Origin of the sequence: Actinophytocola xanthii, from assembly GCF_001921205.1 — a bacterium.
Classification (GTDB): domain Bacteria; phylum Actinomycetota; class Actinomycetes; order Mycobacteriales; family Pseudonocardiaceae; genus Actinophytocola; species Actinophytocola xanthii.
The window spans coordinates 31,793-57,463 of record NZ_MSIE01000054.1; the positions used below are offsets into that span (position 1 = coordinate 31,793).

The window sequence follows — 25,671 nt, forward strand, 5'->3', positions numbered from 1 at the left end:
GGTGACGAGCCCGGTGCGGCAGGGTGGTGCCGCCGGGGCGCCGATCACCCGCCGTGTGCGGCGGAGCGGCCGGCAGTGGCATTTGACGAGTGGGAGGACGGCCTCCTCACACAGCGTGCCACGGACCGATTTGATCAGGGCTTGAACGAAAGCTGCGTTCCTGCCCCCTGCTGCGACCCCTGGAGTGGTATGTGAATCCCCCATTAAGCCATTTGGCCCTTAACTTTTGTCGTTCCGCGGCATAAGTTCGACTCGTTTGATCAGAAGCGGGCCGAAGGGCGTGGCAGCATGACAAGGATGTCATCGCGGCGGGAGCACGGGGGTGTTCGATCCCTGTGCCAGCTGCGCGCATGGTGAGCCGACCTGGCCACGGCGCGAAAACCCATCCGGCCTCGACCTGGCGCTTCCCGGGGCCGACCGGCCAACACCCCTGCTCGCCTGCATCCCCGCCAACTGGAGATCCATGATGGACAAACGCGCCCCGTTCCCCGTCTCCCGCCGCTCCATGCTGGCCGGCGCCGCCGTCGTGGCCGCCGCGCCGGTGGTGGTGGCCAGTGCCACCGGGTCGACGGCCAGCGCCGTACAGGGCCGCGTCCGCCGCGTGACGATTTACGCGGAGGCGCTGCCGAACAACCAGTTCGGTTACGGCCTCGCGCCGGGGGAGGCGACCATCCCCGGGCCCCTGCTGGAGATCTACGAGGGCGACACCCTCGAGATCGAGCTGGTGAACACGACCAACCAACGCCTCTCGATCCACCCGCACGGCGTCAACTACGACACCGCGTCCGACGGCGCGCCGTTGAACGGCTCCTTCAACGAGCCGGGGCAGACCCGCACCTACATCTGGCGCACGCAGACCCAGTACAAGGCCAGCGGTGGCTTCTACATGCCCGGTAGCGCGGGCTACTGGCACTACCACGACCACGCGATGGGCACGAGCCACGGCACCGCCGGTGTGGCCAGAGGGCTCTACGGCGGGCTCATCGTGCGCAGGCGCGGTGACCTGCTGCCCGACCGCCAGTTCACCGTGGTGTTCAACGAGATGACCATCAACAACAAGGTCGCTCCGGACACCCCGATGTTCGAGGCGCGGCACGGCGAGCGCGTCGAGTTCGTCTGCATCGGGCACGGGAACCTGCCGCACACCTTCCACCTGCACGCGCACCGCTGGGCGGACACCCGCACCGGCATGCTCCGCGGCGAGAACGACCACGCCAACGTCGTCGACAACAAGAACCTCGACCCGGGCAGCTCGTTCGGGTTCCAGGTGCTCGCCGGCGAGGCGGTCGGCCCAGGCGCCTGGATGTACCACTGCCACGTCCAGTCCCATTCGGACACGGGCATGGCCGGCATCTTCCTGGTGCGCAACGCGGACGGCACGATGCCGGCCGGTGCCCAGGAGGCCATCGACCGCTTCCACGGACACGACCACGGTGGGCACGCCGCAACTGAGCCGGCCGCGGCCACCGCCCCGCACACCGCACACGGCGGCCACTGAGCCGTCCGACACAACCAGACAACCCCCCAACCACCAACGAAGGAGCGAGGGATGGGACGAAGAGTTCCCAGTGGCTTGGCCCGGCGCCGACCATGGCGACGGGCCGGGGTGGTGCTGACCAGCGCCGCGCTGTCGTTCGGCACGCTGGTCGCGCCGGCGCTTGTCGGCCAGACCGCGCCGGAGGCCGCGGCCCAGGCCGCGGCGCCGGTCAACGTGCTGGTCTTCCACGGGCCCGAGGACGCCCAGAAGGACCCCGTCGTCCGGGCGACCGACGCGATCGCCGGACTCGGCCAGCAGAACGGGATGAACGTCGCGGTCACCAGCGACCCCGCCGCGTTCACCCCGCAGAACCTCGCCCGGTACCGCGGCGTTGTCATGCTCTCCGCGGAGGGCGCGGCGCTCAACGCCGCGCAGGAGGCCGCGCTCCAGAGCTTCATCAAGGCCGGCAACGGCTACCTGGGTGTGGCCGACGCGGTCAAGTTCCAGCCCGACTCGACCTGGTTCACCGGCCTGCTCGGTGCGCGTCCGGTCGGCTCGCTGCCCCAGGCGCTGCCGGCCGCGACCATCACCGCCAGCGCGGAGAACCCGCCGAGCGAGACCAAGGACAAGCTCAACGACGGCCAGTCGAGCACCAAGTGGCTCGCCCGGGCGACCACGGGCTGGGTGACCTACCGGCTCGCCACCCCGGCCGTGGTGACCAAGTACGCGCTGACCTCCGCCAACGACTTCGACGGCCGTGACCCGCGGAACTGGACGCTGCAGGGTTCCCAGGACGGCACGACCTGGACCGACATCGACAGCCGGACCAACCAGGTCTTCCCGGAGCGCTTCCAGCGCAGGGAGTTCGAGGTCACCAACACGACGGCATGGGCTCACTACCGGCTCAACATCACCCAGAACTCGGGTGAGCCGCTGACCCAGCTCGCCGAGTGGAGCCTCTACACGGCCGAGTCCGCGCCCCCGCCGGAGCCGACCCCGGTGCAGTCGGTCGTCAACATCACCGACCGCCACCACCCGGCCAACGCGGGCCTGCCGTTGAACGTCACCCGGACCGACAAGTGGTACAACTGGGCGACGAACCCGGTCGGCACGGTGCACACCGTGGCCCAGGTCGAGGAGCGGCACTACAACCCAGGCCCCGGCGCGAACGGACCGTTCCACCCGGTGTCCTGGTGCCGTGACTACGACGGTGGTCGGTCCTTCTACACCGGCATGGGCCACACGGACGGCAGCTACAGCGAAAGCGCGTTCCGCAAGCACCTGCTCGGCGCTCTCAAGTGGACCACCGGCATGGTCCGTGCCGACTGCAAGGCGACGATCGCGTCCAACTACAAGATCGAGCGCCTGACCGCTCCGAACCAGACCGGCCAGCTCGACCAGGTCGGCGAGCCGCACGGCCTGACCGTCGCGCCCGACGGCAAGGTGTTCTACGTCGGCAAGGCGGCCTGCCCGACGGCTCCGATCGTGGAGTGGGAGAACCCGAACGTCGGCAAGGGCTGCGGCACGATCCACCAGTGGGACCCGGCGACCAAGCAGGTCAAGCTGCTCACCACCCTCGAGGTGATGGGCCACCGCGGCAGCGGCGACGAGCTGATCAAGAACGAGGAGGGCCTGCTCGGCATCGTCCTGGACCCGAACTGGGCGGACAACGGCTGGGTCTACACCTACTGGATGCCGCACGCCTCGATCGACCGGGACAAGCGGATCGGTAAGCGCACCATTTCGCGCTTCACCTACAACTTCCAGGCCCAGACTCTGGACCAGGCGACCCGCAAGGACCTGCTGTCCTGGGACGTGCAGATCCACAGCTGCTGCCACGCCGGTGGTGGCATGGCCTTCGACAAGGACGGCAACCTCTACGTCGGGTCCGGCGACAGCAACTCCTCGCAGGGCTCGGGTGGGTACTCCGGCAACAACTGGACCGCCGAGTACAAGGGTGTGTCCTTCCAGGACGCTCGCCGCACCGCGGGTAACACGAACGACCTGAACGGCAAGATCATCCGGATCCACCCGGAGGCCGACGGCACCTACACGATCCCCGAGGGCAACCTGTTCCCGCCGGGGACCGCGAAGACGCGGCCGGAGATCTACGTGATGGGTGTGCGGAACATCTCGCGCCTGCAGATCGACCCGGAGCACAACTGGCTGACCGCGGCCTGGGTCGGGCCGGACGCACTCACGCCGAACCCGAACCTGGGGCCGGCGAAGTACGAGACCGCCACGATCATCACCGAGGCGGGCAACCACGGTTGGCCGTACTGCATGGGCAACCGGCAGCCCTACCGCGACCGCAGCAACTCCAACGCCGAGGTGCTGACCGGGTGGTACGACTGCGACAACCCGCTGAACACCTCGCCGCGCAACACCGGTCTGATCGAGCTGCCGCCGGTCAAGGACAACATGATCTGGTACTCGCCGGACGGTGGCGGCCCGGTCTTCCCGAAGCGGCCGGGTAGCTCGATCCCGACCTACAACGCCGCGGACGCCACCTACACCCAGCCCTACCTCAAGGGTGGCAGCCAGGCCGTCATGACCGGTCCGACCTACCACTACGACCGGGTGAACACCAACAGCGGTGTCGCCTGGCCGAAGTACTGGGACGACAAGTGGTTCATCGGTGACCAGTCCAACAACCAGAACCGGATCGCGGTGACCGTCGACCCGGCCGGCGTCCCGACGGCCCAGCCGCCGGTGTTCGCCGAGACCATCCGACCGATCATCCCCGGTGGTGGCGGCAGCGACCGGCTGCAGGACTGGATGGACGCCAAGTTCGGTCCGGACGGTGCGCTCTACCTGCTGGACTACGGCGGCGGGTTCTTCTCGCTGACCCAGAACCAGAAGCTGATCAGGGTGTCCTACACCGGTGGCGGTCCGACCCCGGCCGTGACCACCAACTCGGTCGCGGTCCAGGACAGGGCGTTGACCTACCGGTTCAACGGCCTGCGTGCTGGCGGTGTGTCCTGGGCGTGGGACTTCGGCGACGGCACCACCTCGACCGAGGCCAACCCGGTGCACACCTACAAGCGGGTCGGTCCCTACACCGCCACGCTGACCGTGACCTACGCGGACGGCGAGACGGCGACGACGAGGACCAACGTCAACGTCGGCTGCGTGGTGTCCGATCCGAACACCACGGTGACCTTCCTCGACGCGAACACGACGGTGCCCAACCGCAACGTCGGCGGCGGCTGCAAGGTCGACGACCTGATCGACGACGAGATCACCTGGGCCAAGCACGGCCAGTTCGTCAACCACGTCAAGGCCGTCACCAAGCAGCTCCAGCAGCTCGGCATCCTGAACGCCAACCAGAAGGCCAAGCTGGACACGGCGGCGCAGGAGTCCACCATCGGCAAGCCGGGTGTGCGGGGCTACGACACGCTGTACAACGGTCTGCCCGAGTCGCTCTACGACTGGCGTCAGGCGCCGTCCGGGTCGTTCGCGATCCAGCCGGACGGTGTCCTTCGCTCCAGCGGTGGGCTGGGCATGCTCTACTACACGGGCAAGGCCTTCGGTGACTTCTCGGTGAAGGCGCAGTTCCGGGACTCCTCCCCGGAGGGGACTCGCGCCAACAGCGGGATCTTCACCCGGTTCCCGGACCCGAGGACGCCGCTCGCGCAGCGCCCGCCGGGCAGCTGCGGGACCGTCGGTTCGGCTCGGACCTCCGAGGCGTGGGTCGCGATCTACTGTGGACACGAGATCCAGATCTACGACGGCGACACCGGCGAGCCGCAGAAGACAGGGTCGGTCTACAACTTCGACCCGGTCGGCCTGGACGTGGCAAACCCGACCGACAAGGGCGTGTGGAACGAGTACGAGGTCAAGGTTGTCGGCCAGCACTACACGATCATCAGGAACGGTGTGGTGATCAACGAGTTCGACAACACCCCGGGCAAGCAGTCCTCGCGTCCGGGTGACCCGTCAACGGATCTGCGCCAGTTCCTCAGCGGCTTCATCGGGCTGCAGAACCACGGCACGAACGATCTGATCGATTTCCGCAACATCCGGGTGCGGGAGCTGTAGTGAGGTGGGCCGGCCGGTGCACCGCGCACCGGTCGGCCCGTCTTCCTCCCCCACACCCACTTGGAGGCACCCAGACATGTTTCGACCATTAGTCGCCGCAGCCGCCGCGGCGCTGACCGTGCTGGGGCTGGTGGCGGCACCGGCCTCGGCCACGCCGGAGGCGGCACCGCCGAAGCCGGCGCCCGCCGCCCCGCAGGCGGCGGCCGCGGCGCAGACCCTGACCTGGACGGGCACCGACAGCACCACCGAGTACGGCATCGAGCCGACCAGTGCGGTAGCCGGTCAGACCACGATCGTCTTCGAGAACAGCACGGCCACCGGCAACACCACCGGCATGCCGCACACCCTGACCTTCGACCGGTCCACCCCGGGCTACAACCACGACGTCTCGCTGAACATCCTGGCCAACCCGTTCGACGCGAACAACGGCCGGCACGAGGCCACGGTCACGCTGACCCCCGGCAAGTACCGTTACTACTGCACGATCCCCGGCCACAGCACGATGGCCGGCGAGTTCACCGTGACCAACGGTGGTGGCGGGGACACCACACCGCCGACGGTCTCCGCGCAGGTGACCGGCACCCAGAACACCGAGGGCGACTACGTCGGCAGCGCCACGGTGACGATCAACGCCACCGACACCGAATCCGGTGTGGACACCGTCGAGTACCAGCTCGACGGTGGGGCGTGGACCCCGTACACGGCACCGGTCGTGGTGAGCGCGGCCGGCGACCACATGCTCCACTACCGGGCAACCGACGTCGAGGGCAACGCCTCGCCGGATGGCATGGTCTCGTTCTCGGTCGTCGAGGAGGGCAACGAGGACACGACGCCGCCGACCGTGACCGCCGAGGTGAGCGGGGAGCAGGACGCCGAGGGCAACTACGTCGACAGCGCGACGGTTACGGTGACCGCGACCGACGACGGGTCCGGCGTGGCGCTTGTCGAGTACGAGATCGACGACACCGGCTTCCACGCCTACACCGGCCCGGTGACGGTCACCGAGCCCGGCGACCACACCGTGCAGTTCCGGGCCACCGATGCCGCCGGCAACGAGTCGCAGACCGGCTCGGTGCCCTTCCGCGTCGTCGAGGGCGGCGAGGAGGACACGACGCCGCCGACCGTGACCGCCGAGGTGAGCGGGGAGCAGGACGCCGAGGGCAACTACGTCGACGCCGCCGTGGTGACCCTGTCCGCGAGCGACCAGGGTTCCGGCGTGGCCTCGGTGGAGTACCAGCTGGACGGTGGTGCCTGGACCGCGTACACCGGCCCGGTGACCGTCAACACGGCCGGTGCGCACATGCTGCACTACCGGGCGACGGACGTCGCGGGCAACGCCTCGCCCGAGGGCATGGCGCACTTCACCATCGTGGAGCAGGACACCACCGCGCCGACCGTGTCGGCGACCGTCGTCGGCCAGCAGGACGCCGAGGGCAACTACGTCGGCAGCGCGTTGGTCACCCTCTCCGCGTCCGACGAGGGTTCCGGTGTGGACACCGTCGAGTACTCGCTCGACGGTGGGCCGTGGACCAGGTACTCGCAGGCGGTGCAGGTGAGCGCGGCGGGCGAGCACACGCTGGCCTACCGGGCGACGGACCTCGCCGGCAACACGTCGGCACAGGGCTCGGAGTCGTTCACCGTCGTCGAGGACCCGAACGAGGACACCGTCGCACCGAGCGTCTCGGCCGTCGTCACCGGTGACCAGGACGCCAGCTGGAACTACCTGGACACGGCGACCGTCACGATCTCCGCGCTCGACGTGGACTCCGGTGTGGCCTCGATCGAGTACAAGCTGGACGACGGTGCGTGGACCGCGTACACCGAGCCCCTGTCGGTCGGCGAGGGCTCGCACACGGTGTGGTACCGGGCGACGGACAACGCCGGCAACGTCTCCGCGGAGCTGTCCGGCTCGTTCACGGTGGTCGCCGCGAACAACGACGCCTGCCCGGACTCCGACACCCGCGCCACGGTGATCATCGGCTACGAGAACACGTTCATCGCCAACGTGGACACCGGGAACGGCTGCACGATCAACGACCTGATCGCGGAGGACGCGGAGTACGAGACGCACAACGCGTTCGTCAGGCACGTCAAGCAGGTGACGAGGAACCTGGTCACGACCGGGGTCCTGCTCTCGGTCGAGCGGGACATCATCGTCCGGGCGGCCACCCGCTCGGACATCGGCACCAACGGCGCCAACGCGGCCTGAGCCGGTGACGGACGAGGGCCCCCGGTCGCACGACCGGGGGCCCTCGCCGTTCAGGCGGACCGCTCCCGCCTGGCGACCGTGATCGGCCTGGCGTTGGCCAGCACCACCTGCTCGGTGACGACCAGCTTGGCCACGTCCGCCCGGCCGGGGACCTCGAACATGAGCGGCCGCAGCACCTCCTCCATCACCGCCCGGAGCCCACGGGCACCGGTGCCCCGGAGGACCGCCTGGTCGGCGACGGCCTCGAGGGCGGTCCGGGTGAACTCCAGCTCCACGCCGTCCATGGCGAACAGCGCCCGATACTGCTTGACCAGCGCGTTGCGCGGGGTGGCGAGGATGTCCACAAGCGTGTCCCGGTCCAGTTCGGACACCGTGGTGATCACCGGGAGGCGTCCGACCAACTCGGGGAGCATCCCGGCCCGGATGAGGTCCTCCGGCCAGACCCTGGCCGGCGGCGCGGATCCGGCGCCGAAGCCGATTCCCGTGCTCTGTCGGGGTTCGCGCACCAACTCCGGGAAGGCGCCGCCGACGATGAACAGGACGTTGGTCGTGTCGATCTGGATGAACTCCTGGTGCGGGTGCTTGCGACCACCCTGCGGCGGCACCGACGCCGTCGTCCCCTCCAGAATCTTCAACAACGCCTGCTGAACACCCTCACCCGACACATCCCGCGTGATCGACGGATTCTCCGACTTCCGCGCGATCTTGTCCACCTCGTCGATATAGATGATCCCCGTCTCCGCCCGCTTCACGTCATAGTCAGCGGCCTGGATCAACTTCAACAGGATGTTCTCCACATCCTCACCCACATACCCCGCCTCCGTCAGCGCCGTCGCATCCGCGATCGCGAACGGAACGTTCAACAACTTCGCCAACGTCTGCGCCAGATACGTCTTCCCACACCCCGTCGGACCCAGCAACAACACGTTCGACTTGGCCAGCTCGGCCCGGGTGCGCTTGTAGTGGTTGTAGACGGCGACCGCGAGGGTGCGCTTGGCGTTCTCCTGCCCCACGACGTACTGGTCGAGCAGGGCGTGGATCTCCGCCGGGGGTGGCACCCCGGCGGGCTCCGACGCGGCCGCCTCGGCCTCGGCGACCATCTCCGTGCACTGGGCCACGCACCCGTCGCAGATGAAGACCCCACCGGGTCCGGCGATCAGCCGGCGGACCCGGTGCTGCCGCGCGCCGCAGAAGGAGCACGCCATCTAGCGCCTCACCGGTAACCCGGTCAGCCGGTAGGTCCCCGGGTCGGGCGCGCGGAGGTCGGCGAGGTCCGCCGCCGCGGCCAGGTCGGGGTAGCGGCGCAGCAGGGCGGCGAGGGCGACCTCGGTCTGCACCCGGGCCAGCGCCGCGCCGAGGCAGAAGTGCGGCCCATGACCGAAGCCGAGGTGACCGGGCGGACCGAACGGGCGCCGGACGTCGAGCCGGTCCGGGTCCTCGAACACCCGGGGGTCGCGGTTGGCCGCGGTGACCGCGGCGGTGATGGCGTCCCCGGCGCGGACGAGCTCGCCGTGCAGCTCGACGTCCTCGCGGGCGCGGCGCGGGATCGTCAGCACGGTCGGCCCGCACCAGCGCGCCAGCTCGTCGACGGCGCCGGGCAGCAGGGTCGGGTCCTGCCGCAGGGCCTCGAGCTGGTCGGGGTGGGTGAGCAGCGCGGCGAGCGCGTTGAGGATGAGGTTGGTCGGGGTCTGCCCGGCGATCACCAGGTGCCAGACCAGCGTGACCAGCTCGGTGTCGGAGATCTGGTCGCCCGCGCCCAGAAGGGTGGAGAGCACGTCCTCGCCCGGCTCCGCCCGCCGGCGCGCGACGGCGGCCTCTGCGCCGGCCATGATGGCCGGGATCGCCGCGACGAAGCCCGGCCCATAGCCGACCGCGACCGCCGCCCCGTGCTCCCGCCACCGCGGCCGGTCGGGCTCGGGGATGCCGACCAGCTCGCAGATCACGTCCATCGGGAGCGGCCGGGCGAAGTGGGGGAGCAGGTCGACCGGGTCGTCGTCGGGCAGTGCGTCGAGCAGGGCGTCGACCAGCCGCTCGATCGTGGGGCGGAAGCGGTCTGCGTGCCGCACCGAGAACGCGGGTGTGACCAGGCGCCGCAGGCGCTTGTGCTCGGCGCCGTCCATCTCCGACATCGTCCGCATGTAGCGCAGGCAGTGCTCGGGCACCTCCGGGCGCAGGAAGCTCTGCCCGGTGAGCTCGAACCGGGGGTCGGCGAGGACCGCCCGGCAGTCCTCGTGCCTGGTCACGACCCAGACCGGGCCCATGCCGGGGATGGTCAGCCTGGCCAGTGGGCCCGCCTCCCTGGCTCGGCCGTAGGCGGTGAAGGGGTCTCGCGACACCTCGGGGTCGGCGAGGTCGATCTCGTTCACACGCACTCCAATGTTCACATCATATGACGTCATCATCTGAATGGTGACGGTATCCTGCCCTGTCGGACGTGGCAATCGCGGGAGGGTGCGTGGGTCGCCTGAGCAGGGTGGAGCTGCGGGAGCGCAACCGCGCGCGGGTTCTGGAAGCGGCGCGCGCGGAGTTCGCCGAGCGCGGCTTCCGGGAGGCCAAGGTGGACCTGATCGCCGAGCGCGCGGAGCTGACCAGGGGCGCTGTCTACTCGAACTTCCCCGGCAAACGCGCGCTGTACTTCGCCGTGCTGGCCGAGGAGGTGGCCCGGGCCGGGCCGGACCCCACCTCGGTCGCCCCCGGCGACACCCCCGCCGCCGCCCTGGGTGTCCTGGCCCGGGCGTGGGTGGCCCGGCTGCCGCTGGCCACCGACGAGCGGCAGGCCCGGCTGACCCGCGACCTGCTGCCCGAGATCATGGCCGACGAGCGGATCCGGCGACCGTTCGCCCAGCTCATGCGGTTGAACGCGACGCTGCTGGGCCTGGCGCTGGAGAACCTGGGCCGGGGCGGCCGCCTGGTGCGGGTGGCCGAGGCGGCGCTGACGACCCTGCACGGCGCGGCCCAGCTCGCGGCCGCCGCACCGGGGTTCCTCGAACCGTTCACCGTGGTCCGCGCGTGCGAGCGGCTGGGGGAGCTGGACCTGGACGACTACTGGCCCCAGCCCACCCTGTTCCCCCGGACGGAGCTGGTGGACGAGCCGTGGGCGCCGCCGGCGATGGAGGACCTGGTCGCCGGCGATCCGGTCGACCTCTCCCGCGACGGGGTGGTGGCCGTGCTTGGCCTGAACCGGGCGTCGGCCGCGGAGGACGCCGTTCGCGCGGCGGCTCCCGGCGAGCAGGTGACCGTCGTCCTGGTCACCGCCGATCCCCCCGAGTTGGCCCCGCTGGCCCGGCTGGCGGTGGCCGACCTGATGTCCTGCCTTCGTCAGGCGGTCCCCCGGCCGCGCTGGCCGGGCCTGCGGGTGGTGTGTGACGAGCCGGCCGCGGTGGCCGCCGCGGCCGGTCTCGAGGTGGTCACCGACTCCACGGAGACCGCGCTGCGGGTCTCCTCGGGCCGGGTGGTCGCCCGCGCGACCGGCGTCGGCGCGGGCCACGCGATGGTGTCAACGGCTACTCGTCGCCTGGAGGACTGACAGCACCATGGTGAGCGGCCAGATGACGGCCAGCGGCAGGGCGCTGCCGGCGAGGACGACCGCGGTCGCGGTCAGCGCGGTCGCCACCAGGCCGGCCGGCACCGCGAGGTAGCAGAGCCCGAGTGGCCCGAAGAGGAGGGTCCAGAGCAGCGCGGCACCCGCGGTCCTGTCGCCGACCGGGCGCTCCGGGTAGGCCAGCGGGGGGTGCGGGGAGACCACGAGCGGGATCCTCGCCGAGGACTTCGGGGTCCACGGGGCCGGGACGGCGAGCGGGTGGCTGCCGTACGTGGTGGGCATGCTCTCGGCACTTCTCATGGCCATCCTCCCCAAAATTTCGCGCGCTGGCGATTCCAGCAATCGCCTGGCAGAATTGTTGGCTGCGGTCAAGCTGGTTTCCTGCCCGACGACCATGCTGGCTGTTCGGGGGAGCGAGCGATGCGTCAAATGGAACACGGGCTGAAATTCGAGCGACGGAACTGGGGAGGCCAGCCGATGGGCTCCTCGGCCGGGAACGAGGGCGAACGCCGCGCCTGGTTCCGGCTGACCGAGGCCGAACGAGCGGCGCTCACGGCCGCGGGCTACGTCAAGGTGTGGCAGCCCGGGGACATCCTCGCCCTCCAGGGCAGCCCGCCCAGCAGCATGTTCGTCATCCTGCACGGCTGGGTCAAGATCAGGGCCAGCAACTACCGCGGCGAGGACGCCCCGCTCGCCGCCCGCGGCCCGGCCGAGATCGTCGGGGAGATGGCGCCGATCAGCGGCCTGCCGCGCACCGCGACCATCGAGGCGATCGACGAGGTGCACGCGCTCGTCATCGCCCGGGACCGGCTGATGACCGTGCTCGAGGCACGTCCGCACATCGCCCAGGAACTGCTCCGCACCGCCGCGATCCGCCTCCAGCAGTCCGACCGCCTCCGCCTCGAGTCGGGCGGCCCCGACTTCACCCATCGGCTCGCCGCCGTGCTGCTCGAGCTGGCGCTCCAGTACGCCCCGGACTGGGACGAGGGAAAGCAGGTCGACCTGCCGTTCAACCAGGGCGAGCTCGCCAGCCTCGCCCGGGTCTCCCGCAGCACGCTGGTCCGCGGCCTGGAGGAGCTGCGCCGCCTCGGCGTGGTGCGCACCGCCCGCCAACGGATCACGATCATGCACCCCGGGATCCTGCGCGAGCTGGCCGCCGGCCGCCCGCCCGTGCAGCCCTGATTCTGTTTGGCGGTCGGACAACGGCGAACTACCATGGGAATACCTGATCCTGGCGGAGGGAATGAACCACATGAATTCGTCCCCGGCCGATCTCGAACCAGGCATCGAATCCCAGCTGGTCGACCTGAGCGCCGTGCCATTTACCAGACTTCGCGACCTGGACACCGAGGCCCTGCGCCGTTCCCAGAACCACGTCGTCGAACGCACGCGCGGCGTCCGGGCGTCCTATCCCAGCAACGAAGACGGGGGTGGCGAGCGGATCGACTGATGGCCTCGTCCGCCCAGACGCGCGGTGGGTTCCACCGGCTGACCTGGCAGGACTTCGACGCCCTCGCACGTCTCGATGCTGGCGAGCGAGTGATCCGCGGCCTACGCCGGGCCGAACGCAGCAGGCGCAAGCTGTTGCTCCACGCACTGCTCGCGGAGTCCGGGAAGACGCCGGAGCTCTACGGGCCGCTGCCGCCGCCGGATGCCGCGTGGGAGCTGCTCGCGCGGGTCGAGGCCAGGGCACCCAAGGCACTCGACCGGGTCCTCACCCACCCCTACACCGGAAGCTGGGCGGGCTACACGACTCGCCTGCTGCGCAACCGAACCGACGGTGTAGGTCCTCTGTGGACACATCTCGGCCACGTACACGCGCTCGCGGCCGCCGCCGCGGTCCACGCCGGCCTCGACTTCGAGGCCGTCGTACCGGCATGGGAAGGCGACGTCGTCCTCCCCTCGCTCGGACTGGCGCGCCTGCCCGCCGCCGGCTCGGAGCCCTCGTCGACCGCGGTCGTGGCAAGTGCCGGAGGACGGGTGACGGTCGAGGGCGGTGACGGCGTGGTGGTCCTGCCCACGCCGCTGGACGTGGACACCGAGGGCTGGTGGAGCGTGCGGCTGGTGCGCACCAGCGTGGGCTCCCGGCGGTTCTCGCTGCGGCTCGACGACGTGGACCCGTACCGCGGGCTCTACGAGCCGGTGCGCCCACGACGCCTGTCTCCGGCCGAGTTCCAGGCCTGGCGAGGACTGATCGACCGTGCGTGCGAGCTGGTCGTGACCCACCTGCCGGAGTTCGCCGAGGTCATGCCCTACGGTCTGCAGTCGCTCGTGCCTCGGCCGCCGGTCCCGTTCCGCAGTCCCAGCGCCTCGACCGGGGAGGCGTTCGGCAGTGCGTTGGTCGGTCGTCCCTCGGACGGGGCGGAGCTCGCCGCGACCCTGGTGCACGAGTTCCAGCACATCGTCCTCGGCAGTGTGCTCCACCTGACCCCGCTCTACGCCAGCGACCCGCGTGCCCGGTTCTACGTGGCATGGCGGGACGACCCCCGGCCGCTGGGCGGTGCGTTGCAGGGCGTCTACGCCTTCCTCGGCGTGACGGCGTTCTGGCGGGGGCTGGCGTCGGCCCCGGTCGGCTCCCGGCGCTCGGCGTTCGAGTTCGCCTACTGGCGGGAGCAGACGTGGCGCACCCTCTCCGCGCTGCGGGACGATCCGGCGCTGACCGAGGCGGGGCGCCGGTTCACCGAGGGGATGGCCGAGCGCCTCGGCCCCTGGCGGGACGAGCCGATCCCCGAGGCCGTCGCGAACCTGGCCGCGGCCGCCGTGCTCGACCACCGGGCGGGATGGCGGGTGCGGCACCTGCGGCCCGCGCCGACGACCGTGGCGTCGCTGGTGGACGCCTGGCTGACCGGCCGGGCCCGCCCACCCGCGACCACCGACACGACGGCCGTGCCGCCGACGCCGGTCGCCGACGGGTCGTGGTCCCATGCCCGCACCGACCTGGTTCGGCTGGCCCTCGGTCGGCCCGAGTCGCGGGGGCCGGGCGGCTGGCTTTCCGTTCCCGGCACCACCGACGGCGACCTCGCCTACGCCGAGGGCAGGTACGCCGAGGCGGAGCGTCGCTACCGCGCGGAGCTGACCGCGGACCCGGACCGCCCGGCGGCCCTGGTCGGTCTGGGCCTCGCACTCGCCGCGGCGGGTCCCAACCCCGGTGCCCGGGCACTGCTGCACTGCCCGGAGCTGGTGCGCGCCGTACACCGCGGCCTCCGCACCGCGGCCTCGCCGACACCCACACCGGAGGCGGTCGCCTCCTGGCTGGGACAGGTCGTGCCATAGGGCCGGCTACCGGCTGCTACATCAGGATCGGATCCATGTCGCAGTTCTCGCGAGCGCCGCGTGCGGCGGCCTGAGTTGCCGGATGTGCCTCTCCCAGGACCCGGCGGTACGCCCTGACAACCGGCTCCTGGCAGGGCTTCGCGTCCTCCTCGCGGCCGACGGCGACCAGGTCGAGGCCGAGGTTGAACGCGGCAGCGAGGGTCGTCGGGTGGTCGCCGCCCAGGGTGCGCGCGGCGCGCTCCCACGTGTCCCGGCCGAGCTCGACGGCCTGTTCGTGCTGGCCGAGGGCGGCCAGGTCGCTGGCCAGGTTCACCGCCGCGACGATGGCATAGGGGTGGTCCGGGCCGAGTACGGCACGGAGGTGCTCGACCGCGCGCTCGTCGAGCTCCCGCGCGCTCTCTACATGGCCCTGCAGCCGCAGGGTCACCGCCAGGTCAACGCTGGCCACCATGGTGTGGGGGTGGCTCTCCCCGAGGGCGCGCCGGTAGCGCTCGAAGGTCGCCTCGCCCAGCTCGCGTGCCTCCGCCAGCTCGCCGGCGTGCCTGAGGTCGATGGAGTGGGCGAGCGCGCAGGCCATCGTGGTCGAGTGCTCGTCGCCGTCGCTCACGCGGAGGTGGTTGAGAGCGTCACGCGCCAGCGGCAGCGCACCGCTGTGGTCGCCGTCCTTGCGGCGTGCGATCGACAGCATCAGGTTCGGCGTCACCGCTCGCCTGCTGTCCGCGCCGAAGCGGATGCGGACCTGCTCGGTCAGCGTCTCCTGCAGCACCCTCGCCTGCCCGTACTCGCCCGCCTCGCGCAGGTCCACGATCGTGGCTGTTTTGGAGCTGAAGGTGCCGATGTGGTCCGGGCCGAGCACCTCGGCCCGCCGCCGGTAGGTGTCCTCGTCCAGCTCGGCGGCGGCCCGGTACTCCCCGGACAGCCGGAGGCTGATCCCGTGCTGGTGCGCTGCGTGCAGCGTCTCGGGGTCGTCCTCACCGAACATCCGCCGACACTTGTGGAAGATCTCCTCGCTCAGCTTCGCCGCTCCCGTGAAGTCGCCCTGGGCACGCAGGTCGATCACGATGTTGCGTTGGAGGGCGAAGGTCTCCTCGTTCTCCTCGCCGGAGACCTGCAGCCGCAGCGCGAGCGTGCGCTGGTTGAGCTCGGCCGCCTCGGCGTAGCGGCCGACCGACCACAGGTAGAGCCCCAGCCGCGAGGACACCTCGAGCGTCTGCGGATGGGTGGGGCCGAGCATGCGGGTGAAGTGCTCGCGTGCCTGCTCGGCGAGCCGCGCGGCCTCGTCGTGGTCCCCCGACTCGAACAGGAACCGCATCAGGTTGACGACCAGCTGGCGGGCCCAGCTGTCGTCGCAGTCGACGACCTCGGCGGCGTAGGCGTGTGGCAGGAGCTCCCGGTACCGCGGCCAGTTCCGGCTCGACTCGGGGTCGTTGGGATCGAGGCTGGCCAGCAGCTGGTGCGCGCCGTGCTGCATCTGCCGGTGGATGTGGGGTGCCATGACCCGCTTGCGCAGCACCAGCTGGACCAGCCGGTGCAGCTGCAGGGTGTTGTTGCCGTGGTCGATCTTGGCCAGGCCGTACCGGTTGATGTCGCGGATGGCTCTGGCGAGCTTGATGGGGTCGCGCAGCGCCGCGTCCAGCTCGGGGGAGATCGAGACCCGGCTCACCCCGGTCAGCAGGTCGCGGGAGATCGGCTCCGGCGAGAAGAAGGCGCAGATGTGCAGGATCTGGTGAGCGGCGGGGTTGCGGGTCTTCAGCTCGTCGAAGGAGACGTTCCATGCCGCCGCCACCGAGACCTCGTAGTCCGGCGCGCTCGCCGTGTCCAGGATCTCGGCCACCGACTCGTCGAACAGGCGCAGGTACTCCCGTACGGGCATCCCGGTCACCGCGCGCCAGGCCGCGGCCTGCTCGATCGCCAGCGGTAGGTCGCCCAGCCGATCCGCCAGCGCGTTCGCGTCGGCGACCTCGATCTCCGGACCACGTCGGCCGAGCAGCTCGATGCTCTCCTCCCGCTGGAACACGGCGAGCTCGAGCGGACGCGCGACGCCTGCCCAGTCCGAGTTGCGCGAGGTGATGAGGATCTTGCCGGGGCCGTTGCGCGGGAAGAACGGAAGTACCGCCTCCGGGCTGTCCGCCGCGTCGAACACCAGCAGCCACCGGCGGAACGGCCGTCCCGTGCGCAGGGCCTCGATCACCGCCGGCACGGCGACGCTGGAGTCGGCGGGGAGGCCGAGCGCCCGGGCCAGCTCGGTGAGCCCGGCGCGGATCTGGGTGGGGTGGGCGGCGTCGATCCACCAGACGACGTCGTAGTCCTGCAGGTGGCGGTAGATGTACTCGGTCGCCATCTGGGTCTTGCCGATACCGCCCATGCCGTGCAGGGCGGAGGGGAGTACGGCCGTCGTGCCGCCCGCGGTCAGGCGTTTGTCCAGCTGCTCGAGCAGCTCCGCCCGGCCGGTGAAGTTCGGGTTGCGGGGCGGGACGTTTCCCCAGACCGGTGGTGGGTCGTCGGGTTGACGCCGGAGGAAGGTCCTCGCTCCGCTCGCCGCGGGGTGCACCATCGGCGTGGTCACGGGCTCGGACGGGTCCGCGGGGGTCAGGCCGGCCGGGCCGCTCTCCCTCGCGTACGCGACTGCGGGTGGGTGGTCGGCGCGGGCGGCCGTCTCGGACATGGTGACGCTCTCAGAGTTGTCGGGGCGGGTCGTGGTGGGGACGACCGGTGGTCCGCCGGAGGCCCCGCGCAGTACGGCATTGCGCAGGCGGTCCGCCCGGGACAGGTACGGGCCGGAGAGGGCCCGCATCACCGCGCTCTCTAGTTCCACATCGGCGACCGACTCGGCGGTCAGCTCCGGGTCCGGCGTGTTGTTCGGGTCGGCGACGGCGTCTCGGAGGTGACCGAGCACCGGGATCCGCTTGCCGAACTGGGCGGCGGCCGCGCGGATGACACCGGCGGTTTCCGAACGCCGCGCGCCGCCGAGCAGCACTTCACGGATTGCCTGCGGAAAATGGAAGACCCCACTTCGGTCCCAAGTGGACTTCCCTTCTCCGCTTTCCGGTGCGTAGAGGATACCGGACAGCAGGAGTTCGGCAAGGTGCATATTCTCACCGAGAAAACGTCGATTTATTGCCTGGACGACGTCCAGCCGCGCTGGTAGCGCGGCCAGCAGGGTGGCCAGGCGCAGCGCGGAGGGCGACGCGACGCTGCGGAAGCGCTGCACCAGCTCGTGCGGCGAGAGGGTGGGCGGCCGATCGGAGAGCTGGGGCGGCCGGGGCCGGTCGCAGGCCAGCAGGACCGCTCCGCCGGTGTCCCCGTGGTGCTCGCCGGTGATCAGCCTGGCCCACCAGCCGAACCAGCGGGGCTGTAGCTCGATGACCGGGATCGGCACCGTGCCGGGTGGGGCCAGCAGGTTCGGGTCGGCCGAGAGCCAGGCGTCGGGCAGGCCGAACTCCCAGTGGCTGTTGGGTTTCAGCGCTCCCACGACATCGAGGCTGGCCCGGTGGATGGTCACCCCGCTGCGTCCCCAGAGCCAGCGCGGGAGCAGGTGCACCACGCTCACCGGCATGACCCGGCCCCACCGGGCGAGCACCGGGTGCAGGACCTCCTTGCGCCAGAGCTGCGCGACCCCGTCGGTCACCACCAGGACCGTGCGCCGACCCGAGGAGTCGGCTACCTCGTCCGGGTGACGGGCGGCGGTGTCGGGCGCGCCGCCGCGCAGGACGACGCTGCCGTCGGCCTCGACGTCGAGAAGGCGCACCTGGATCGAACGAAATGCGCCGAGCTGCTGCAGAAGCTCGAGAAATGCCCTGGTCCTGGAATGCCACAGACGCATCGACGGAGAATTGTCGAGAACGACCGTCACATCGAGCCAGCGTTCGGCCCTGGGCGTGACGACCGGCCACCACAGGCCTGTTTCCGCCGCGCGCTCGGCCGTGGCGACCTCGTCCAGCACGACGTCGTCGTCGCGCCGCGACGGGACCTTCCGCTTCAGCGCGCGTAGGGCGCGGAAGAAGCCGAGGGACTCGGCGATGCCGGGCGACACGGCCAGGTCCGGCGGTGCCGTGTCGTCTGTCCCCGCGCCGTCCCCGTCCACCACCCGCAGGTCCGGCCGGGACCACCGCGGTGCGGGCACGAGGGCCGGCTCGGGGGGCAGTGGCTCGGCCACGTGGTCGGTCACCTGGTCGGTCGCCTGGTCGGTCACCCGGTCGGCCGACGCGCCCCGGGCTCCGTCCTGACTGCCGCCGGCGCCATCGTCGTGCGGCCGGCCGCCGGCGAGGGACGCGGGCGGGTCGGGTGCGGGGGCGGTGCTGGGCGCTGCCGGGCCGATGGCCGACGCCAGCCAGACGATGTCGGCCACGTCGGTCCAGGAGAGGTCGTCGAGGTCGACCGGGCTCGGGCCGGGTGTGCCGAGGTGGGGCGCCTCCGTCAGGGGGACGGGGCGGTCGTCGGGCACTCCGGCCGGCCGACCCACGTCAACGCACCGTCAACCGGTGCCAGAGGGCGTCCACCAGGCGGGGCCAGGCGACGTGGTCCGGCTGGTACGCACCCGAGGTGGCGAGGTAGACCGCGTCGAGCAGGCGGTCGGTCGGCAGGCCGCCCTCGGCCTTGCTCCGCTCGACGAACTCACGGATCAGCCGGTCCCGGTGCTCGCCCGCCTCGTCGAGGACGTGGTTGGCGACGATGGCCGCCAGCTGGTTGACGTCCGGGTTCTGGATCCGCAGCTGGAGGCAGCGGCGCAGGAACGCCGGCGGGAACTCACGCTCGCCGTTGCTGGTCATCACGACCACGGGAAAGGCCCGGCAGGCCACCCGTCCGTCGAGCACGGTCGCGGCGCGCTGCGGGTCGGCCGTGTGCACGGTCACCTCGGGGTGACGGGTGCGCACCCTGGCGAGCTCGGGGATCGTGAACTCCGCGTCCTCGAACAGGCTGAGCAGGTCGTTGGGCAGGTCCGCCTCGGACTTGTCGAGCTCGTCCACCAGGAGCACCCTGGGCAGCCGGCTCGGCAGGAACGCCGTACCCAGCGGGCCGAGCCGCACGAACTCGCCGATCGGGAGCTCCTCGCCGTCGGTGTCCCGCTGGGCCTGGGCGGTCGCCGCCGCCTGCGCCCTGCCGATGGCGTCGTAGCCGTAGAGCCCGGACTGCAGGGTGGTGTGGCTGCTGATCGGCCAGCGCAGCACGCGCCCGAGCGTCAGCTCCCGGGCGATGCGGTAGGCAAGGCTCGACTTGCCGGTGCCCGGGTTGCCGGTGACCAGCAGCGGGCGGCGCAGGTAGAGCGCGGCGTTGACCATGTCCAGCTCGTGCGGGTCGACGTCGTGCTCGGACAGGTGGAACTGCGAACCGAGCCGCCGGTCCGCCTCGCCGTCGTCCGCCGGGGGCACGTCCGGGTCCGGTATCGGGCCGCCGTGGAAGGTGCGCCAGGAGGGCGGCGGCGGCAGGATCTCGGTGAGGTCGATGTCGTGCATGGGACGACCGGTGCCGCGGTAGATCCACCAGTCGGGTGCCTCGCGGTGCGAGGTCCGCCGCTGCCGCGTCGTCGCCGGGTCCTGCTCGTTCACGCTCATCCGCGGTATCCCCTCACCCTCGGTTCGGGATCAACGGTTGGTCGAGAACGATTACCCTTTTCGGATCTTCCCACATTACCACCAAGTCGTGTGCCAGCGAGTCGCCGGGCAACCAGGAAGTCGGTAAGCCGGCTAATTTTCTCCGGGCGGGCAGGTCGATGAAACCGCTTTCGCCGCCGAGTACCCAGTCGAGCAACTCACGCAACTCCTCCGGACCGGCTTCCGGGTGCCACAGCACGACCGGGAGACCACAGCGCAACGCGGCGAGGAACTCGTCCGGTCCGGCGCTGGCCTCCGGCCTGGCCGCGGGCTTTTCCCGCATTACCAGGCCCACCCAGTGCGGGTCGCTCAGCACGGCGTCGATGGGATGCTCCTCGAACTCCGACGACCCCGAATAGTGGAGTCGGTCCGCCGACGGGTCCTCCAGCATAGAGTCCCAGCGGCGGTGCCAGATGCGGTGCCAGTATCGTGCGCGCATCCGCTCGAGCGACCTGATATTGATCCGGTAGTCGTACCGCAGCGGGTGGGGTTTTCCCGAGACGTGCTCCTTGCGCCACCGGAGCACCGGGAGGTGCAGCAACGTCCGGGGGAGCACGAATTCCACGGCCGCGGCCGTCCCCTGTTCCCACCACGCGTCCTCGGCGTCGAGAATCGCCTCGTCGACCCGGTACTCGAGCTCCTCCATCGCGACCTCGCGCACCCCGCCCAGCGGCGGCGGCCACACCTCCGGGTCGTCCTGGCGCCAGGAGGCGAGGACGCACCGGCTGGGGTCGATCGGGTCGAGATCGACCATGAGCGTCAGGTGCAGGTGCGGCTCGTCGGGCAGCGGCGTCCGGGTGAGCCGCTGCTTCTCCAGGGCCGGTCCCAGCCGCCACCGGCCCGCCTGCTCACCGATCCAGTGCGCGAGCGCCTCACCCGCCTCGCCGTCCAGCTCGCCGGCCAGCAGCTCCAGGAACAGCACGGCGGGTGGGATCCCGTCGGGGCCGGCGTTGAAGTCCATCAGGTACTCGAACGCCTCCCAGGCGTCGTGGACGTCCTCCCGGCGGGGCAGCGGGATGGCGGGGCCCGCCGCCCTGCTCAGCAGGATCGCCAGGCGCGGTACCTCGGTGACCGAGAGGTGGTCGCGCAGGGTGCGGAGCTCCGCCGCCGGGATCACCTCCAGCACGTCCCCCCGCGAGCTCGGGGGTGCCGGGGGACGGGTGGCGAGGGTGCCCGTCGGGGCGGACTTCGGGGCAGACGTGGAGGTCGCCACCGGGGCGAGGGTCGGCGGTTCGCCCGCGGTGGGCTCGCCGAGCAGGCGCAGGTGGGCGGTGCCGGTGTAGGTCTTCACCGTGACCGGGACCTGCTGGTAGCTCTCCGGAAAGGTGCCGGGGTCGCCCGCTATGACCTCTTGGAAGAAACTCTCCGAGGAGATCAGCGCGACCATTCTCGCCGAGCTGGTGAGCAGCGCCTTGGCATCGGGACAGTCCAGAATCCGGAAAGCGGTGTCGATCGCGGTGCCGAGCCAGCCGTTGCCGTCGTGGACGACGTCGCCGGAATTCAGTCCGACCCGAAGCCGGAACTGGGCCCACGCTTTCCGGGTCCAGTTGTAGCGCCGCAGCGCGGCGACGATCCGGTCCGGCAACCGGTCGGCCACCGTTCTTCTGGGGACCTGCTGGGGAACCAGGATCAACGCCCCGTCGCCGCGGTCCTCGAGGTCGCACAGACCGAGGTCGATATCCGACTCGGCGAAGGCGGTCTCCAGGATCTGGTACAGCCCGTGCCGAACGGCCGACCGGTCCTCGGAGGTGCGACGAGGATCGGTGAAACCGACGACGTCGACGACCACGATCGTGCGGTAGCCGGGAGCGGTCAACCGTTGCGTCACGAGCAAGATTCCTCCCACTACCCCGGAGTCGACCCGGCGGCCGGTCGACAGGGTCGATTATGGGCTTCTCGGGTGGTGGGTGACCGTGTCAATTGAGTCATTTGGACAATCGCCGTGAGATGGCGGTTACCAATGGTATTTAGTCGGTCACGCTCCGTGTAGCGTTCCGGGTCACATGGGAGAAGTCGTAAGGTTCTCCCGCCTGTCGGGCTCCCAGCCCGTGCGAACCGTTTCACCTCCGTCGATCGAAGGGCACCTGACGTGGACCGCACCGATGCCGAACTGGTGGCCGGTGTGCTGGCGGGTGACCGGGAGGCTTTCGCGGCCGTCTACGACCGCTATGCCGACCGGCTGCACGACTTCTGCCACTCGGTGCTCCGCGACCGGGAGGAGGCGGCGGATGCCGTGCAGGACACCTTCGTCCTCGCCGCGCAGCGGCTCGCGCAGCTCAACGACCCGGAGCGGCTCCGTCCCTGGCTCTACGCCGTCGCGCGCAGCGTGGCGTTGCGCCGGCTGCGGGACCGCCGGCGGGTCGTGCTCGACGAGGTGGAGGACATGGCCGACGGCGATCCCGGGCCGCACCGTGCGGCGGAGCAGACCGCGTTGCGCGACCTCGTGTGGTCCGCGGCGGCGGGGCTCTCCGACCGCGACCGCGCGCTGCTCGACCTGCACGTGCGCCAGGGGCTGGACGGCGCGGAGCTCGGCGAGGCGATGGGCGTGTCCGCCAACCATGCCTACGTCCTGCTCAGTCGGCTGCGCGACCAGGTCGAACGGTCGCTGGGCGCGCTGCTGATCGCCCGGCTCGGGCGCGATGACTGCACCGAGCTCGACGGGCTGCTCGCCGGGTGGGACGGGAGGTTCTCCCCGGTCATGCGCAAGCGCGTGGCCAGGCACGTCGACGGGTGCGAGGTCTGCGGCGACCGGCGGCGGATCATGGTCAGCCCGTTCGCCCTGCTCGCGGCCGTGCCGCTGCTGCCGGCGCCGCCGTCGCTTCGCGACCGCGTGCTCGACGAGGTCCAGCTGGTCGCCCACACCGGGACCGGGGGACCGATCCCGGTGCTCGCCCCGGTCTCGATGGGCGCGGCCGCCGGCAGCGGGCGGACCGCCACCCCCAGCCGTCGGCTGCGGGTGCTCGCGGCCGCGGCGGCGGTGCTGGTGCTGCTGGCCCTGCTCGGGACGACCGTCTACTTCCGGGCGGACCCCGTCCCCGGCGAACCGATCGCGCTGGACGTCCCGGCCGTGCCCGGCACCACGTCGGCGCCGTCCTCGGCACCGCCATCGAGCCGGCCGTCGAGCAGCCCGCCGCCCTCGGCCACGACGACCACGGTGCCCACCCCGACCACTACCACCGAGCCGCAGGAGCCCCCGGCGCCGCCACCGCCGCCCGCCCCCGAGGCGCCGGACCCACAGGAGCCGCCCGACCAGCCCGACCCACCCGGCGACCGAACGGCGCCGGTGGTCACCGATGCGGCGGCCGCCGACCCCGGCCTTTACGTGGAGGGGTGCTGGCCGCCGACGCAGACCTCGGTGTCCGCGGCGGCCGGCGACGACGTCGGGGTCGTCTCGGTCGTGCTCAGCTGGAGCGGGCCGGACGGCTCGGGCAGCAGCGCGATGTCCCAGGACGGCGACCGGTGGTACGGCACGCTGGGTTCCTTCGCGCAGACCGGAACCGTGTCCTGGTCGGTCACGGCGACCGACGCCGCCGGCAACGCCTCCGCGCCCGCCGGCGGGTCGACCGACGTGGACTACTGCCTCGGCTGACGAGGACGGAAAAAACCTCTCCGGAAAAGTTGTAAGGCGCCGCCGCGGCCGTGGCTCCTACCGGGCGACACACCGTCACCCAGGAGGAACACGATGACCAACCGCTCCGCCGTCGTCCTGCTCGCCGCCGGCGCACTGCTCGTCGCCGCCCCGGTCGCCGCGCCCGTCGCCGCTGCTGCCCCGTCCGCCCCACCGGAGCCGGCCGTCCTCGCGCCGATGACCGACGTGGTGGCCGAACCCCCCTGCTGGACCCTCGACGGCTGCGTCACCGAGCCGCCGACCGAGGGCCCGGACACCGATCCCTCCGCGGCGCCCTCGTCGGAGCCCTCCCCGGAGCCGCCCGTCGAGCCGTCCGCCGAGCCGCCTGTCGAGCCGTCCGCCGGGCCCGCCCCGGCCGCGCCCACCACCGGTCCGGCCGTCGCGCGGGGCGAGGTGGTGGTGCCCGTCGCCGCCGAACCGAACGACAGCCTGCGGCCGGCACCCGCCGACCAGCCGGACCGGGCCACCGCCGAGCCAGACGCGACCGAGTGGACCCGGCTCGCCTTGCCGGCCGCCGCGTTGCTCGTGCTGGTCGTGCTCGCCGCCGTCGGTGCCTACCGGTGGATCCGGCGCACCGAGCGCCTCCACCGCTGACCTTGCCAGGACGACACGCGATACCTCGACACACCGAAATGTGGGGAACAGCCATGATGACAACGACAACCCGTACCCAGGTTCTCGCCCGCGCGACCGACCCGATCCTGCAGAGCGGTGTGCAGCTCGCCCTGCGCACCAGGCCGGAGCTGTGGCTCGTCGACGAGGACGCCGACCCGGCCCAGACCGTCGCCCTGGTCGTCGCCGACCGGTTCGACGAGCACACCACCCGGCTGCTGCGCGGCCTGCAGGGACGGGGTTTCGGACGCATCGTCCTCGTGGCGGCCGAGCTGGACGACGCGGAGATGCTGACGGCGGTCGAGTCCGGCGTGTGCGCGGTCGCGAGGCGGGCGGACAGCACACCGGAGGTGCTGGTGCGGCTGGTCACGGCGGCCGCGGCGGGGGAGGGCGCGCTGCCGCCGGACCTGCTCGGCCGGCTGCTCACCCGCGTCTCGCGGTTACAGCGCCACGTACTCGAGCCGCGCGGCCTGCGGCTCGGCGGGATAACCGACCGCGAGGGCGAGGTGCTCCGGTTAGTCGCATCCGGACTGTCCACTCAGGAGATTGCGGACAAGCTCTGCTACTCGCAGCGGACGGTCAAGAGCATCCTGCACGACGTGACGAACCGGTTCCAGCTGCGGAACCGGGCACACGCCGTCGCCTACGCGTTGCGGGAGGGCCTGATCTAGAAGGAGATGCCACCCTGGATGTCACGCGCCTGCACGACGTTCCCGCGAACCGAGCCCGAGACCTGGTTGGTAACCCCGCCCCGGTCGGCGCGCTGCTCCACCGACGCCGCGTGCCAGCGGGCACGCAGCTCGATCCCGAACTCGGGATCAGCTGCCTCGGCCGTGGCCAGTACCTCCCCGAGCGCGACCACCTCGGCGGAGTCGGGTTGGGCCCCGGCCGCGGCCTCCAGTACCTCGGTCGCGCCGGGTCGGTTCGCCAACCGGTCGCGGACGAAGTCGTAGAGGCCGGTGACCGCCTTGGCTGCCAGCGCGGCGGCGATGGAGATCAGGACGGGCTCTGGCATCGCGGAGTACCCCCAACTTCGTGGCCCGCGCGGATGTGGGCCGTCCTGGGCGACGATACGCCCCCGTGCGCCTCCCGCCCGGTGACGAGACGCGGACGTGCGACGGGGGACCCACCGCGAGCGCGGCGGGTCCCCCGTCGAGGAGATCAGTGGGCTCTGGTCTTCCGGCGGCTGCCGCCGAAGAGCCTGCCGATGACGCGGAAGGGCAGGGTCACTACGTTCGCGGCGGTGTCGGCGATGGCGCCGAGTGCGCTCTTGCCCCGACGTGCTGGCCTGGCCATGGA

18 protein-coding genes are annotated in these 25,671 nt (G+C 71.3%); 10 read left to right on the forward strand and 8 right to left on the reverse strand.

Annotated features, from left to right (window positions below):
• Positions 1 to 463 precede the first annotated feature (463 nt).
• The 3 genes from BU204_RS26815 to BU204_RS26825 all read left to right on the forward strand — a co-directional run bounded on the left by BU204_RS26815 (position 464) and on the right by BU204_RS26825 (position 7,727).
• Complete coding sequence (locus tag BU204_RS26815; RefSeq protein WP_408608048.1) at positions 464 to 1,498, forward strand: multicopper oxidase domain-containing protein; 1,035 nt, start codon at positions 464 to 466, stop codon at positions 1,496 to 1,498.
• A gap of 51 nt (positions 1,499 to 1,549) precedes the next feature.
• The gene (locus BU204_RS26820) at positions 1,550 to 5,518 is read left to right on the forward strand and encodes a ThuA domain-containing protein (protein ID WP_075128537.1); all 3,969 of its coding nucleotides are present in this window, start codon (positions 1,550 to 1,552) and stop codon (positions 5,516 to 5,518) included.
• Between the two features lie 76 nt (positions 5,519 to 5,594).
• Positions 5,595 to 7,727, forward strand: coding sequence for an OmpL47-type beta-barrel domain-containing protein (locus BU204_RS26825; protein ID WP_075128538.1), 2,133 nt, complete (start codon positions 5,595 to 5,597; stop codon positions 7,725 to 7,727).
• Between the two features lie 50 nt (positions 7,728 to 7,777).
• Here the strand turns inward: BU204_RS26825 and clpX are convergent, their stop codons facing one another.
• Both clpX and BU204_RS26835 read right to left on the reverse strand, forming a co-directional pair.
• Positions 7,778 to 8,932, reverse strand: a complete 1,155-nt coding sequence (gene clpX / locus BU204_RS26830) for an ATP-dependent Clp protease ATP-binding subunit ClpX (RefSeq protein WP_075128539.1) — start codon at positions 8,930 to 8,932, stop codon at positions 7,778 to 7,780.
• Positions 8,933 to 10,126, reverse strand: coding sequence for a cytochrome P450 (locus tag BU204_RS26835; RefSeq protein WP_075128570.1), 1,194 nt, complete (start codon positions 10,124 to 10,126; stop codon positions 8,933 to 8,935).
• Between the two features lie 56 nt (positions 10,127 to 10,182).
• On the opposite strand from BU204_RS26835, the gene BU204_RS26840 reads away from it, so the two are divergent.
• Complete coding sequence (locus BU204_RS26840; protein WP_075128540.1) at positions 10,183 to 11,253, forward strand: TetR/AcrR family transcriptional regulator; 1,071 nt, start codon at positions 10,183 to 10,185, stop codon at positions 11,251 to 11,253.
• Here BU204_RS26840 and BU204_RS26845 read toward each other — a convergent pair.
• Positions 11,224 to 11,568: a hypothetical protein gene (locus tag BU204_RS26845; RefSeq protein ID WP_075128541.1), complete on the reverse strand. Its 345-nt coding sequence runs from the start codon at positions 11,566 to 11,568 to the stop codon at positions 11,224 to 11,226. The two genes, BU204_RS26840 and BU204_RS26845, sit on opposite strands and share 30 nt — an antisense overlap.
• Before the next feature lie 177 nt (positions 11,569 to 11,745).
• On the opposite strand from BU204_RS26845, the gene BU204_RS26850 reads away from it, so the two are divergent.
• The 3 genes from BU204_RS26850 to BU204_RS26860 all read left to right on the forward strand — a co-directional run bounded on the left by BU204_RS26850 (position 11,746) and on the right by BU204_RS26860 (position 14,541).
• On the forward strand, positions 11,746 to 12,450 hold the full coding sequence (locus BU204_RS26850; RefSeq protein WP_075128542.1) for a Crp/Fnr family transcriptional regulator: 705 nt from the start codon (positions 11,746 to 11,748) through the stop codon (positions 12,448 to 12,450).
• 70 nt (positions 12,451 to 12,520) lie between these two features.
• Positions 12,521 to 12,718, forward strand: a complete 198-nt coding sequence (locus tag BU204_RS26855) for a hypothetical protein (protein WP_075128571.1) — start codon at positions 12,521 to 12,523, stop codon at positions 12,716 to 12,718.
• Positions 12,718 to 14,541 carry an HEXXH motif domain-containing protein gene (locus BU204_RS26860; RefSeq protein WP_075128543.1) on the forward strand — a complete coding sequence of 608 codons (1,824 nt, stop codon included), beginning with the start codon at positions 12,718 to 12,720 and terminating at the stop codon, positions 14,539 to 14,541. Before BU204_RS26855 ends, BU204_RS26860 begins: the two co-directional genes overlap by 1 nt.
• Positions 14,542 to 14,557: 16 nt before the next feature.
• On the opposite strand, the gene fxsT is transcribed toward BU204_RS26860, so the two are convergent.
• The 3 genes from fxsT to BU204_RS40265 are packed head-to-tail and all read right to left on the reverse strand — an operon-like array spanning position 14,558 to position 21,960.
• Positions 14,558 to 19,003: an FxSxx-COOH system tetratricopeptide repeat protein gene (gene fxsT, locus BU204_RS26865; protein ID WP_143229763.1), complete on the reverse strand. Its 4,446-nt coding sequence runs from the start codon at positions 19,001 to 19,003 to the stop codon at positions 14,558 to 14,560.
• 1 nt (position 19,004) lies between these two features.
• On the reverse strand, positions 19,005 to 20,093 hold the full coding sequence (locus tag BU204_RS26870) for an AAA family ATPase (protein ID WP_075128544.1): 1,089 nt from the start codon (positions 20,091 to 20,093) through the stop codon (positions 19,005 to 19,007).
• Positions 20,094 to 20,106: 13 nt separating this feature from the next.
• Positions 20,107 to 21,960 (reverse strand): VMAP-C domain-containing protein, encoded by a 1,854-nt coding sequence (locus BU204_RS40265; RefSeq protein WP_158073517.1) that lies wholly within the window; start codon positions 21,958 to 21,960, stop codon positions 20,107 to 20,109.
• Between the two features lie 261 nt (positions 21,961 to 22,221).
• Between BU204_RS40265 and BU204_RS40920 the strand changes: the two genes are divergently transcribed.
• The 3 genes from BU204_RS40920 (at position 22,222) to BU204_RS26890 (ending at position 25,043) form a co-directional block, all read left to right on the forward strand.
• Positions 22,222 to 23,721 (forward strand): RNA polymerase sigma factor, encoded by a 1,500-nt coding sequence (locus tag BU204_RS40920; RefSeq protein ID WP_075128545.1) that lies wholly within the window; start codon positions 22,222 to 22,224, stop codon positions 23,719 to 23,721.
• Positions 23,722 to 23,814: 93 nt separating this feature from the next.
• Positions 23,815 to 24,354, forward strand: a complete 540-nt coding sequence (locus BU204_RS40270) for a hypothetical protein (RefSeq protein ID WP_075128546.1) — start codon at positions 23,815 to 23,817, stop codon at positions 24,352 to 24,354.
• A gap of 56 nt (positions 24,355 to 24,410) precedes the next feature.
• Positions 24,411 to 25,043, forward strand: coding sequence for a response regulator transcription factor (locus BU204_RS26890; protein ID WP_075128574.1), 633 nt, complete (start codon positions 24,411 to 24,413; stop codon positions 25,041 to 25,043).
• Here the strand turns inward: BU204_RS26890 and BU204_RS40275 are convergent.
• Together BU204_RS40275 and BU204_RS42010 are read right to left on the reverse strand one after the other, a co-directional pair.
• Entirely contained in the window at positions 25,040 to 25,387 is a 348-nt protein-coding gene (locus tag BU204_RS40275; protein ID WP_075128547.1) for a hypothetical protein, read from the reverse strand. The genes BU204_RS26890 and BU204_RS40275 overlap by 4 nt on opposite strands.
• A 146-nt stretch (positions 25,388 to 25,533) precedes the next feature.
• Positions 25,534 to 25,668, reverse strand: coding sequence for an LPFR motif small protein (locus BU204_RS42010; protein ID WP_269844664.1), 135 nt, complete (start codon positions 25,666 to 25,668; stop codon positions 25,534 to 25,536).
• Positions 25,669 to 25,671 lie beyond the last annotated feature (3 nt).

What these genes read in the sequence shown, in the direction of transcription:
- BU204_RS26870 (WP_075128544.1), bottom strand. Translation starts at nt 20,093, where the DNA reads ATGAGCGTGAACGAGCAGGACCCGGCGACGACGCGGCAGCGGCGGACC.
- BU204_RS26815 (WP_408608048.1), top strand. Translation starts at nt 464, where the DNA reads ATGATGGACAAACGCGCCCCGTTCCCCGTCTCCCGCCGCTCCATGCTG.
- BU204_RS26845 (WP_075128541.1), bottom strand. Translation starts at nt 11,568, where the DNA reads ATGAGAAGTGCCGAGAGCATGCCCACCACGTACGGCAGCCACCCGCTC.
- BU204_RS26825 (WP_075128538.1), top strand. Translation starts at nt 5,595, where the DNA reads ATGTTTCGACCATTAGTCGCCGCAGCCGCCGCGGCGCTGACCGTGCTG.
- BU204_RS26890 (WP_075128574.1), top strand. Translation starts at nt 24,411, where the DNA reads ATGACAACGACAACCCGTACCCAGGTTCTCGCCCGCGCGACCGACCCG.
- BU204_RS42010 (WP_269844664.1), bottom strand. Translation starts at nt 25,668, where the DNA reads ATGGCCAGGCCAGCACGTCGGGGCAAGAGCGCACTCGGCGCCATCGCC.
- BU204_RS26835 (WP_075128570.1), bottom strand. Translation starts at nt 10,126, where the DNA reads ATGACGTCATATGATGTGAACATTGGAGTGCGTGTGAACGAGATCGAC.
- BU204_RS26860 (WP_075128543.1), top strand. Translation starts at nt 12,718, where the DNA reads ATGGCCTCGTCCGCCCAGACGCGCGGTGGGTTCCACCGGCTGACCTGG.
- clpX (WP_075128539.1), bottom strand. Translation starts at nt 8,932, where the DNA reads ATGGCGTGCTCCTTCTGCGGCGCGCGGCAGCACCGGGTCCGCCGGCTG.
- BU204_RS40270 (WP_075128546.1), top strand. Translation starts at nt 23,815, where the DNA reads ATGACCAACCGCTCCGCCGTCGTCCTGCTCGCCGCCGGCGCACTGCTC.
- BU204_RS40275 (WP_075128547.1), bottom strand. Translation starts at nt 25,387, where the DNA reads ATGCCAGAGCCCGTCCTGATCTCCATCGCCGCCGCGCTGGCAGCCAAG.
- BU204_RS26855 (WP_075128571.1), top strand. Translation starts at nt 12,521, where the DNA reads ATGAATTCGTCCCCGGCCGATCTCGAACCAGGCATCGAATCCCAGCTG.
- BU204_RS26820 (WP_075128537.1), top strand. Translation starts at nt 1,550, where the DNA reads ATGGGACGAAGAGTTCCCAGTGGCTTGGCCCGGCGCCGACCATGGCGA.
- BU204_RS26850 (WP_075128542.1), top strand. Translation starts at nt 11,746, where the DNA reads ATGGGCTCCTCGGCCGGGAACGAGGGCGAACGCCGCGCCTGGTTCCGG.